The organism is Sulfolobales archaeon (assembly GCA_038897115.1).
GTDB lineage: Archaea > Thermoproteota > Thermoprotei_A > Sulfolobales > AG1 > AG1.
The window spans coordinates 1-11,833 of the sequence record JAWAXC010000070.1 but is presented as its reverse complement, the minus strand read 5'-3'; the positions used below and the strand labels follow the sequence as shown (position 1 = coordinate 11,833).

Here is an 11,833-nt window from a genome sequence, read left to right as displayed (position 1 = left end):
AAGGGACTTATCAACCAACATGAAAACAAAACAGTAGCCAGAGGCTAGGATTAGATAAAATTAAATTTGAGGAGTTCGATTATAGGGTTGGATGATGTATACGCCATCGTCTGAATCAATGATGAGGCCCCCTTTCTGAAGCTAAACAATTCTTTTCTCTAAGTATTAAAGCTTAACGGTGGATACATGATAAGGTATAATAAAATTAGCCTTTTTATGAAATACCTTGCTTTAGCTTGCTGGATCGTCTAACATGTCTCCCATTCGATCTAAGAGATTTTTTTAATTTGGAAGAGGGTTTAACTCTAATTTAGTCCTGACTTATTTGAATAAATTTGGTGGGTTGTTTGGCTGGTTATATGGGTAGAAGGCCTCGTGTCTATATAACTAGGGAGATCTTTAGCGAAGCTCTTGAAAAACTTAGTAGTGTTTATGATTATGAGGTATGGGATAAGTATCAGCCACCGCCATATGAGAAGCTTAAGGAGAAGCTAAGAGGATTTGATGCCGTGCTAAGTATGGTTGGGGATAGGATTGATTGTGGGCTTATCGAAACAGTTTCTCCTAGGCTAAGGATTATAGCTAATATGGCGGTAGGATATGACAATATTGACGTTAAGTGCGCAACTCGGTATGGCATATATGTTACGAACACACCTGATGTTCTCACAGAGGCTACAGCGGATCTTGCCTTCGCACTTCTCCTAGCAGTTGCTAGAAGGATCGTTGAGGGGGATCATTTTGTTAGATGGGGTGAGTGGTGGAGAAGCGGCACAGCTTTCCATCCAAGCATGCTACTAGGTGTAGAGCTCTATGGAAAGACGCTCGGGATAATTGGTATGGGGAGGATTGGTAAGGCCGTTGCTAGAAGGGCTAGGGGTTTCGGCATGAAGATCATATATTATAGTAGGAGAAGGCTGTCTGAGAGGGAGGAGAAGGAGTTGGGAGCCGAATATGTAGATCTTGATACCCTTTTGGCTAAGAGCGACTTCATATCGATCCATGTTCCCCTTACAGAGGAGACTAGGCATATGATTGATGAGAAGAGGCTTAGAATGGTTAAGAGGGGCGCTATAATTGTGAATACATCTAGAGGGGCTGTGATAGATACTAATGCACTTGTCAAAGCTCTGGAGGAGGGGTGGATAGCTGGAGCAGGGCTTGATGTTTATGAGGAGGAGCCTTTGAACCCAAATCATCCTCTCACCAGGTTTAAGAACGTTGTGCTAACACCTCACATCGGTTCCGCAACAAAAGAGACGAGGCTAGCAATGGCTATGCTAGCAGTCGAGAACCTCATAGCATTTGCCATGGGGAAAGAGCCTCCAACCCTTGTTAATAGAGAGGTTTTATCTGTGAGGCCACCTGGCTTCACATCCTAGGATCTCCTAGATATTTCCTCCTAAATGCCTCTGCCACATCAACGTTGACTAGATTTGCGATTGAGAGTAGCCATGCAAACACATCTGCAATCTCCTCCTCAATAGATTTCTTATCCCCACTGAGGAGAGCCTCGGCAAGCTCGCCTACTTCTTCAACAAACCATGTGAATGTTGCGAAAACCCCTCTCCCCCTATCTCTATTTATATATAGCTTTGCAATTAGATCCTGAGCCTCTCTAAGATCCAAGTATAACCCCTATCTAAATCAGCTAGAGGGATTATATTGGATATTTGTATCTGAGCAGCAATCATGGATTATATTTATATACCCCTTATGCCGATATAGAAGGATAAGGTGTTGATTGGATGCCCATCGAGAGCCTATTCCAAGTAGCGAGCTCATCTTCAAAAGCCAGGCATGCTGAGGTAAGAATGCACTCAGCCCAGCTTGCAAAGGCCCTTCCATCACCTGGGAAATTCGATCCTGCGACAGGAACTATAAAGATTGCTGGTAGAGAGATAAAGGTAGGTGGCCCTCTCCCACAGCTAATGGATGGGGAGAAGCTTGTAAGGGTTACTCAGAGCCTATGTCCATACTGCCAGAGGATCCTTCCTGCTGTGATATATGAGAAGGATAATAAGATCTATCTGAGAAAGATCTGTCCAGATCATGGGGGTATAGATGAGCTTTACTTCGGAGACTCTTATCTCTACTATAAATTCTTGGCAAAGGGTGTTGATGGGAGAGGTGCTAGATATACATACACAGTTGCTGAGGCTCCATGTCCATATAGCTGTGGGCTATGCTCAATGCATGTTAGCCACTCCGCATTGACAAACCTGGTGGTAACCAATAGATGTGATCTAGATTGCTGGTACTGCTTCTTCTATGCTGAGAAAGCTGGCTATGTATATGAGCCAACAATAGAGCAGATAAAGTTCATGGTATCACAGCTTATGAAGCAGGGCGTTGCTACTGTTATACAGATAACCGGTGGGGAGCCTACCGTTAGGGAGGATCTTCCACAGATAGTTAGGGAGCTAAAGGCCATGGGGGTAACACATATACAGCTGAACACACATGGAATAACCTTTGCAAGGCTGTTCCACCAGGATCCAGATCTTGCTGTTAAATATGCCAGAGAGCTGAGGGAGGCAGGTGTTAACACCATATATATGAGCTTCGATGGTGTTACACCACAGACGAATCCGAAGAACCACTATGAGGTACCCTTCACATTCGAGGTCTTTAGAAAAGCTGGTATGACAAGCGTCGTGCTTGTCCCTGTAACGATTAAATCCGTTAATGACCATATATTAGGGGATATAATAAGGTTTGCCGCTAAGAATATGGATATTGTAAGGGCTGTTAACTTCCAGCCTGTAAGCCTTACTGGGATGATGAAGAGGTTTGAGAGGGAGAAGTATAGGATCACTATAGCTGATGCTATACTAAGGATTGAGGAGCAGACAAACGGGCAGATCGATCGTGATTCCTGGTTCCCAGTACCAGCATGTGTTCCGATATCCGAGTTTGCAGAGGCCTTATCAGGAAAGTTTAAGTTTGAAATGACATGTCACCCACACTGCGGTGCTGGCAGCTATGTATATGTAGTTAAGAAGGGATCATCTGTGTATGACTATGAGTTCGTGCCTCTAAGCAAGATGATAGATCTCGAAGGATTCCTAGAATATCTCCATGAGAAGAGCGAGGAGCTTAGAGAGGGGAGGAGCAAAATATTAACAGGCCTTGGTCTGGCATGGAATGCCGTTACTAAGTTCATTAACTGGGAGAACGTACCGGGGGAGATAAAGAAGATGCTTCCAAAGCTCATCGTGAATATCTTTGTAAAGCAGAGCTATGACGCCCTCGGCGAGTTCCACTATAAGTTCCTCTTCCTCGGCATGATGCACTTCATGGATCAATATAACTATGATGTTGAAAGGGTTATGAGGTGCGATATACACTACACAATGCCAGATGGCAGAATCGTTCCCTTCTGCGCCTTCAACGTCTTACCGGAGATCTACAGGGACTATGTGCAGAAGCAGTACTCAATAAGCTTTGAGGAGTATGAGAAGAGATACGGCCCCGGCAAAGTTGGTGAGGCGATGAAATTCAGAAGAACTAGAGAGTATCTTGAGATGGTTAAGAAACACCCAATATATATAAGCCACTACCAGGAGTTCCTTAAAATAGATAGAAAATAGCCCTATATCATATTAACTCATGTTTTTTCCTCCGAATATAGTGTTTGAATTAGATTTATAGAGCTGCAGAACTCTTCTTCGACCTAGCCCCTTCCCCGCCCTAGTGGGCAGGTTTCTGCCAAGGTCTCAGGTATTACTCCTTAGTAGAGGCTATCCACTATCATTTTTTATACCCCTTTCAACTATAGCCTCATTGGTGGATAGTGTTTGTGGAGGAGTTTGAAGTAACTCCCTGGGAGGTTAAGGGGAGGGTTGATTATGAGAAGCTAATAAGGATATTCGGTACAGAGAAGATCACGGAAGAGCTCCTCGAGAGGATAAAGAGGCTAGCCGGTGGAGAGCTCCATGTACTCCTTAGAAGGGGGGTTTTCTTCTCCCACAGGGATCTTGATAAGGTTCTTGATGACTATGAAAAGGGGAATGGCTTCTTCCTATATACTGGGAGGGGTCCCTCAGGCCCTATGCATATAGGGCATCTAATACCATTCATACTGACTAAGTGGCTTCAGGATAGATTTAATGTGAATGTATATATAATGATCACTGATGATGAGAAATTCCTTGATGAGGAGAAGATGAGCCTTGAGGAGGCTAGGAAGTGGGCGTATGAGAATACACTTGATATAATAGCTGTGGGCTTCGATCCTGATAAAACCTTCATATTCCACGATACCGAGTATATTGGGAAGATGTATCCACTAGCCCTGAAGGTAGCTAAGAAGATAAACTATAACCTTGTCAAAGCGGTCTTCGGCTTCTCCGGCTCAACCAATATAGGGCTTATCTTTTACCCAGCTCTCCAGATAGTGCCAACATTTTTTGAGAGAAGGAGGTGTCTGATACCTGCCGCAATAGATCAGGATCCATATTGGAGGATACAGAGGGATCTAGCAGAGTCCTTTGGATATTACAAGGCTGCTGCAATACACTCCAAGTTCCTCCCACCCCTCACGGGATTTGAGGGGAAGATGAGCACCTCTAGACCTGAGACTGCTATATTCCTCTCCGATGATCCCAAGACGGTTAGGAATAAGATCATGAGATATGCATTCTCAGGCGGTCAACCCACGGTTGAGCTGCATAGGAAGCTTGGTGGGAACCCAGATATAGATGTGTCTTTTCAATGGCTTAAAATGCTCTTCGAGCCAGATGACAAGATCCTATCAGAGATCGAGGAGAGCTATAGATCTGGGAAGATGCTTACAGGGGAGTTAAAGGAGTACCTGATCAACAAGATAAACGATTTCCTAGAAATCCATAGAGCCAATAGGGAGAAGGCTAAGGAGATGATCCATGTTTATAAATATGAGGGTAAGCTGGCTAGGAAGATGTGGGAGTCTCCCTTCACCTAACAACAATTCAGATCTAGCTAATATATTAACTCTTTAGTGTAGATAATTTGGTGGCATGGTGCTGGCTAATAAAGATCAGCATAGCTATGAATATAACAGATATATTGTGGATCGCTTTGGAAGGCCCTTCACAATTATGAGGATAAGCATAACCCATGACTGTAATTTTAAATGCTTCTTCTGCCACATGGAGGGTGAGGATCCATATTCGAAGGAATATCTCACCCCTGAGGAGATAGGGATAGTGGCTGAGGCAGCTTCGAGGCTAGGTGTTAAGAGATTCAAGATAACCGGGGGTGAGCCAACCCTCAGGAGAGATCTCCCAGAGATTATAGAGGAGATCAGGAGGAGGGCTGGAGCTGAGGATATATCTATGACCACAAACGGTGTTCTACTAGAGGCTCTGGCTAAAAGGCTGAGAGATGCAGGGCTTGATAGGGTTAACATAAGCCTCCACTCAGTCGATTTCGATAAATTCTACAAGATAACAGGTACAAGGCTACTCGACAGGGTCCTACGTGGGATAGATGCAGCTATAAATGCTGGGTATAAACAGGTGAAGATCAACATGGTGATTCTGAAGAACTTCAACGAGGATGATGTGTGGAAACTTATAGAAATTGTTAGGGAGAAGAATATAGTGCTCCAGCTTATAGAGCTACACCCAGTTGGTGAGGGGAGGAAGGTTTTCTCTAAATACCATACATTCCTAGACGAGCTCGAGAACGAGCTTGCAAAGATAGCTCGAATGAGGGTTAGGAGGGAGCTGCATAACAGACCAATATACTATCTCGATGGTGGAGGAGCTGTGGAGATAGTAAGGCCTGTTAAAAACCCCCTCTTCTGCGCAGCATGCACCAGGATCAGGTTAACAGCGGATGGCTATCTAAAGCCCTGCTTAGTTAGAAACGATAACCTAGTACCTATAAAGAATATACTTAGAATGGATATCTCTCGGGAGGAGAAGATCAAGCTAGTTATAGAGGCTCTTCTAGCAGCCAACTCTCTGAGAGAACCATCAGCATATTGGAGAATAGGCCTTGACTTTGAAAAAATGGTCTATAGATATCTCGGCAATGGCATGGATAATCAATTAACCGCTAGAATAAGGCTCGAGATCCCTAAGAGACCTATGCTGCCTAATATCAGATATATATTTGGAGGAAATGGGGATAGGCCGGATCATATCGGTAAAAAACATATTATAGGCGAAAGCAATAAATACGTTATTGAAGAGCTATAGCTGATCCGCGATTATCTAGGGATTAATCCTATGATAGACATTAGCATTAATATTATAATAGCTATATGTGGCTTCAGCTCTACATAATCGCTTGAGTATGGTAGAACATTCGTGGTTCTATACGCCATATGGGAAATCCCTGCGAGGGCCAGCATTATTACAGCTAGGGATGAGGCTATGGCACTCGCCCTAGCTATGGGATCTATATATGCTAGCGCTATAGCAGACACTATGATTATGAGGAGGTAGAAACCTCCAAGTATAACCATCCATGTTGGAGTATCCCTCTCCACCTCAACAGCTGTTCCAATTGCTTCCGCTCTAACCCTGGTATTAGGATCTGCTGAGCTATTGCTAGCACTAACACTTGTTCTCGGAATTATACTGAGTATCATTAGACCCACACCACTCCCCAGAGCCCCTAAAGCGATGGAGACTATATTGTCTAACTCCTTAGTAATCATTATACTCTCCCAGGATCTAATGGCTAGGGTTGCTCCAGATGCTATTAATAGGAGAACACCGACATAGAGCGCTGCCTCTCCCCTAGCAATGCTCGCCCTACCCACTCTGATCCCCGCGTGTCTCTTTGAGAGGAGGTATATGCCTATCGCAACAGTAGCCATAGGCGGGATCATCACTGCTAAGGCTCTATCAAGATGTATAGGCTCTCCAGGTGTTAGAGCGCCCCAGATTGTTGCCTGGATTAGATATACAACAATCATAGCACCTATAGCTGTATGTATAGGCCTTTTAAGGGGGTGCCTCTCATCACTTCTATCCAGGAAGGGTACTAATATTAGGTAGATGAGTGGGAGCACGACTCCAACTATGAATGGCACTAATATCGGGCTCTCTGGAATCGTTATTGATAGGGGGCCGAGCGAGATTGTTATGGGGTTCTGAATAGATAGGAAGACGAAGTCAGCTACCTTGTAGAGGAATAGGAAGAACCATGGCGGGTATGGGGGATGCTCTGTCTCGACACCTGCTGGAGGCCCTGGGAGGGGTGATATGAGGGGATGTATGTTCTCGAAGGAAAGAGCCATTGAGAGTAGAACCAATAGCAGGCCCCATGTGATGCCAGTCATATATAATATATATAGGAAGTTTGTTGGGAACCACGGGGCTAGATCTTTTCTCATCTGATTTATTATAGAGAGGGAGGCCTTCCACCTACTCTCCTTAGGATCCGCAGGGGGGCCATATGCCTCGAAAAGGGCTAGGTGTATTACGAAGAGAAGGGCTAGAAGGCCTGCTGATATTATGTGGAATGCTAGAACCCTTTTATATGTCTCACTAGCGCTTGTGCCAAAGAGGAGGGCTAGGAGGTAATTACCTAGATCTGTTCCGAAGACCCCTGTTACCACACCTTTTCCAACGTTAATAGCATCTGACGATGTTATATCACCTACTAGCACATAGCCTAGGAAGGCTGTGTTGAGGGTCATAACACCTGCTAGAACACCTACTATCCATAGCAGCTCCCTCGGCTTTTTATATGCTGCTTTGAAGAAGTTTCTAAACATATGTATATACGCCGATAGGATCATGAGGTGCGCCGCATATAGGTGGGATGGGAGGAGGAGCTTTCCATATGGTATTTCATTAACTATCCTCATAGTAGAGTTATAGGGGTTTGAGGCATCATACCATATTAATAGTAGTAGGCCTGTGATGGCGAGCCATGCAAAGGCTGATGCTACTATAGCGCCTAGCCAGTGATCTAGATCGAAGTATGTGTAAGGCACCCTTCTAAACGGGATCTCCCTCAGATTAGCCCTATCAACTATCCAATTCCATATCCTCTCAACTATATTACTTCTAGCCATGCTAATCACCTAGGCCAATGCCAGCTGTGCGAACTCCTCTGCAGTATATACTGTAACCCTATCCCCAACCACGTCTCCACATAGATTACATACCTTCCCAAATATTGTTGGTCCTACAACACCTACGGCGTATAGATAATCAGTCGATTGATCCCATTCGAGTATTATGTCTGGCAATGGATGGATAGCTGGGTCTAGAAGCACTGCAGCCCCTCTATAGGGGTCATAGACGGATCCGTGGCACCTACAGTGGAATACCCCTCCTCTCTGCCCTATCTCGGGTGGATTTGTTCTAAGACTTGTAGGCTCTCCCGGCTTGTGGAATCTTAGCTGCGGATATATACACCCCAGATGCTGGCATATAAAGCTATACGCAACAATAGATCTTGTTGGGCCAACGCCTCCTGGGAATCTGTATTTAGAAGCATTTGGAGGACCCTCTATAGGTTTATCGGTGCCTCCAGCAGCTAGCGAGAAATCCTTGAGGGGATACATAGTTACCGGTAGCTCTATAGGTTTCACCTCAACAGGATTGTTATTGGCATCCCCGAGATTGACTAGGATTGCCTGTGTATCTTTGAGGGGGTAGAAGAAGAAGTATGGTGTGTTAACAGGTAGTCTAGATGCTCTTACGGGCTCGCCGTTGGAGAAGAATAGCTGTGATCTTGGGTATTTAGCAGCACCACTTATAGCTGGTGGTGTAACATATCTTATTGTGGGGATTACTAGAGAGCCTATCGCACCTGCTACTCCTAGGGCTGCCATATATCTTATAACATCTCTCCTCTTAACCCCCACCTAGTTCCCCCTCTGATATAGAGTGTTCATCGTAATAAGGGTTATTGATGTGGAGTAGGTTGAATTCGCCACTAACATCTCGAATAAATCTATATATCCTTGTATATATCTGTATAGATATATATGCTCGAAACCTCTATATTGAAATCCTATAAGTATTGCTACACGATATTCTGGGGAAGGTGTTGAAGGATATAGATAGATCCCTGTTATTTATCCTAGGGATCGAGCTATATATATTACAGTTCCTGGTGGAGCTCGATATATATAGGCCTCTAACAGCTATCCTCACCATAGCCCTTCTATCGATCCCCATAGCAACTCTAGAAGGTGTTGGAGGAGGGGTTGCTAGAGCCCTCTCTATAGTGCTTGGGTTAGAGCTGATAGCGATGGGATTTCTATTCCCAGGAATCACAGTCTATAGCCTGGCTATCGGTGCATCTATAATAACAATAGTTGGGATGCTATCAATAGCAAATACTAGGGAGGGGGCGCCCAGATGGATCTCGCTGGCAACACTATCCCTAATCTATATACTTCTACTGGTGGTTGTGCACGAGCCCACGGAAATGGCTATTATAGTTGGTATGTTGGGAGCATTCCTAGGAGGAGGCTTCATAGCCCTAACCCTTAAGAGGGAGTGGGAGGAGATAGAGTAGATCCTGGTGTTGGATGCTATGAACTAGCTCCTTAAAACCAAGTTGGAGACAACCTAATATCTCTATAATGGTAAAAATATTTAGGTGAGGCCTATGGTGGTTCTCGAGAGGCTCAAACCCCTATCGCCTGGGCAGGAGGCGATGCTCTCAGCCCTTAGAGATCCTGAGGCTGAGATAGTAGGGATCTTCGGGCCAAGCGGGTCTGGTAAGAGCCTCTTCTCACTAGCATATGGAATAGACGCTATAGTTAACAACACCTATAGAAGATTCCTTATAGTAAAGCCTCTGGTTAACGTGGTCAGCGGTGCTGGAATCGGTGTTGAGATTGGCAAGGATATCTTCGAATCGCTTGTAACGGATTATCTAAAGGATCTTGCATCAACGCTTCAGATCGAGAACGAGCTAGAGGATCTTCTGAGGAGGAGGGCGATACAGATCGTAGATCTACATTATCTCAAGGGCAGGACATTTGATGAGTCACTAGTATTTATAGATGATATCCAGAATATGCCTGCTGAAAGCGTTATAGAGGTGTTGATAAGGGTTGGCAATAAGAGCAAGCTAATTGTGGCGGGAGACCCTGTTTTTCAGAGGCTGAGGAGGGTTGAGAGGGACTCCTCGGCTATTATAAGGGAGATATTGCTTGGGGAGGAGAAGGCTAGGGTAGTTGATCTAGGTTTGGCTGATGTTGTAAGGCCTGGGGCTAAGAGAGGGTTGAAGCTCCTAATGGAGCTGATCCTCAGGAGTAGGGCTTTGAGTGAGGAGGAGAAGAAGATACTAAATATAATACCGATCCACGCTCCAGATGCTGATGTTATAACTGTTTTCGATGCTAGCAAGGCTAAGGAGACATATGGTGTTAAGGGTGAGGGTATACCTGATGTATTCATCTTCACCAAGACACCTGGGAAGCTCATTGGGAAGGGTGGGGAGAGGATCCAGAAGATAGAGTCTGAGATAGGGAAGAAGGTGAGGGGTGTGGAGCTTGTGCTTGATTTCAAAGAGTGGATAAGAGCTATACACCCAGTCACCTGGGTGCATAAGCATGTTATCGAGGCTGATTTTGCAGGGCCTAGGCTGAGGATAAAGATCGATAGGGAGGGTGCTGGAGCCTTCATAGGGCAGGGAGGATCTAATATCAGGTTCTTCGAACACGTGCTAGAGGGTCTCCTAGGCATAGGGGTTGAGGTTGAGCAGGTAGAGGCTAAGGCTGAGAAGGGTGGGAAGAGGAGGAGGTCTGGAGAAAGCTGAGGAGGATATGCTTCTTCATAAACCCGGTTGCTGGTATTGGTGGGCCTCTAGGGCTTAAGGGGAGCGATAGCATAGATCCAAAGGCTATTATAGCTATAGTTAGAAATAGATCTAGTCTCCCAGCATTTGTGAAAGGGCTTCGCTTTTTAGAAGAGCTAATTAGGCTGGGCTTTGAGGGCTCGATAGTTGCCCCAGCCGGTCTAATGGGCGGGGATCTCTTGAAAACAGTTGGATATCCTAGATCAGAGGTTGTGGAGCTGGGGAAACCCTATATAGGTGGGATTAGCAGTAGAGAGCATACCATGGAATTCGCTGCTGAGGCTAGGGGATATGGGTGTGAGTTGATAGTGTTTGTTGGTGGAGATGGAACTGCTAGAGATATATATCTCTCTATAGGCTCCTCACACGATACCCCGGTACTCGGGATCCCCGCTGGTGTTAAGGTGTATAGCGGCATTTTTGCTCTTGGGGCTGAGAGCGGTGCTTACCTCGTGATCCTATATCGCGATGGCTATGCGAGGGTTGAGATGAGGCCTGTTATAGATGCTGATGAGGAGGATCTGAGGAGGGGGGTTCTCAATATAAGGAGATATGGTGAGCTACCAACGATAGTTGCTAAGAATCTGATCCAAGGGTCGAAGGAGCCTGGATATGAATATGATGTTGAGGGGATAGCAAGATATATCGGCGAGCTGATGGAGAGGGATAAGCTATATATCCTAGGCCCTGGGAGAACTATGTATGAGATAGCCAAGATCCTCGGGATAGAGAAGACACCATTTGGAGTCGACGCCATCTACAACGGCAAGACAGTTGGAAAGGATCTCGACGCGGAATCCCTGGAAAAGCTTATAGAGGTATATGGAAAACCATCAATAATATTAACACCAATAGGAGGCACAGGCTTCCTACTGGGGAGGGGGAATCAGCAGATAACACCTAGAGTGATAAGAACAGCTGGGAGGGAAAATATAATCATAGTTATGACACCGGAGAAGGCTGGAAAAACAAACATACTATTCATAGACACAGGAGACAAAGAATTAGATCAAGAGCTCGAAGGATACTATAGAGCTATAATAGGCTATAGAGAAGAGAAAATCAT

The 11,833-nt window shown here is 45.1% G+C and carries 10 protein-coding genes; 7 read left to right on the top strand and 3 right to left on the bottom strand.

What is annotated here, in order from left to right:
* The first annotated feature begins 347 nt into the window (after positions 1–347).
* Complete coding sequence (gyaR, locus tag QXE01_09010) at positions 348–1,382, top strand: glyoxylate reductase (protein MEM4971376.1); 1,035 nt, start codon at positions 348–350, stop codon at positions 1,380–1,382.
* On the opposite strand, the gene QXE01_09005 is transcribed toward gyaR, so the two are convergent.
* Positions 1,372–1,629 (bottom strand): MazG nucleotide pyrophosphohydrolase domain-containing protein, encoded by a 258-nt coding sequence (locus tag QXE01_09005; GenBank protein MEM4971375.1) that lies wholly within the window; start codon positions 1,627–1,629, stop codon positions 1,372–1,374. The genes gyaR and QXE01_09005 overlap by 11 nt on opposite strands.
* Positions 1,630–1,748: 119 nt before the next feature.
* Here QXE01_09005 and QXE01_09000 point away from each other — a divergent pair, with 119 nt between their 5' ends.
* The 3 genes from QXE01_09000 to moaA all read left to right on the top strand — a co-directional run bounded on the left by QXE01_09000 (position 1,749) and on the right by moaA (position 6,188).
* Positions 1,749–3,593, top strand: a complete 1,845-nt coding sequence (locus QXE01_09000; protein MEM4971374.1) for a radical SAM protein — start codon at positions 1,749–1,751, stop codon at positions 3,591–3,593.
* Between the two features lie 209 nt (positions 3,594–3,802).
* A complete protein-coding gene (locus tag QXE01_08995) occupies positions 3,803–4,945 on the top strand; it encodes a tryptophan--tRNA ligase (protein MEM4971373.1) in 1,143 nt (380 codons plus the stop codon).
* Positions 4,946–5,000: 55 nt separating this feature from the next.
* On the top strand, positions 5,001–6,188 hold the full coding sequence (gene moaA / locus QXE01_08990) for a GTP 3',8-cyclase MoaA (protein ID MEM4971372.1): 1,188 nt from the start codon (positions 5,001–5,003) through the stop codon (positions 6,186–6,188).
* An 11-nt stretch (positions 6,189–6,199) separates the two neighbouring features.
* Here moaA and QXE01_08985 read toward each other — a convergent pair whose 3' ends face one another.
* Together QXE01_08985 and QXE01_08980 are read right to left on the bottom strand one after the other, a co-directional pair.
* Positions 6,200–8,020, bottom strand: a complete 1,821-nt coding sequence (locus tag QXE01_08985) for a cytochrome bc complex cytochrome b subunit (GenBank protein MEM4971371.1) — start codon at positions 8,018–8,020, stop codon at positions 6,200–6,202.
* A 9-nt stretch (positions 8,021–8,029) separates the two neighbouring features.
* Positions 8,030–8,818 (bottom strand): Rieske 2Fe-2S domain-containing protein, encoded by a 789-nt coding sequence (locus tag QXE01_08980; protein ID MEM4971370.1) that lies wholly within the window; start codon positions 8,816–8,818, stop codon positions 8,030–8,032.
* Between the two features lie 185 nt (positions 8,819–9,003).
* On the opposite strand from QXE01_08980, the gene QXE01_08975 reads away from it, so the two are divergent.
* From QXE01_08975 to QXE01_08965, 3 genes are all read left to right on the top strand, one after another.
* Positions 9,004–9,477: a hypothetical protein gene (locus QXE01_08975; protein MEM4971369.1), complete on the top strand. Its 474-nt coding sequence runs from the start codon at positions 9,004–9,006 to the stop codon at positions 9,475–9,477.
* A gap of 93 nt (positions 9,478–9,570) precedes the next feature.
* Positions 9,571–10,728 (top strand): PhoH family protein, encoded by a 1,158-nt coding sequence (locus tag QXE01_08970; GenBank protein MEM4971368.1) that lies wholly within the window; start codon positions 9,571–9,573, stop codon positions 10,726–10,728.
* Positions 10,729–10,856: 128 nt separating this feature from the next.
* Positions 10,857–11,833: ATP-NAD kinase family protein (locus QXE01_08965; GenBank protein ID MEM4971367.1), on the top strand; the 977-nt coding region annotated here is incomplete at its 3' end.

What these genes read in the sequence shown, in the direction of transcription:
- QXE01_09000 (MEM4971374.1), top strand. Translation starts at nt 1,749, where the DNA reads ATGCCCATCGAGAGCCTATTCCAAGTAGCGAGCTCATCTTCAAAAGCC.
- moaA (MEM4971372.1), top strand. Translation starts at nt 5,001, where the DNA reads ATGGTGCTGGCTAATAAAGATCAGCATAGCTATGAATATAACAGATAT.
- QXE01_08985 (MEM4971371.1), bottom strand. Translation starts at nt 8,020, where the DNA reads ATGGCTAGAAGTAATATAGTTGAGAGGATATGGAATTGGATAGTTGAT.
- QXE01_08970 (MEM4971368.1), top strand. Translation starts at nt 9,571, where the DNA reads ATGGTGGTTCTCGAGAGGCTCAAACCCCTATCGCCTGGGCAGGAGGCG.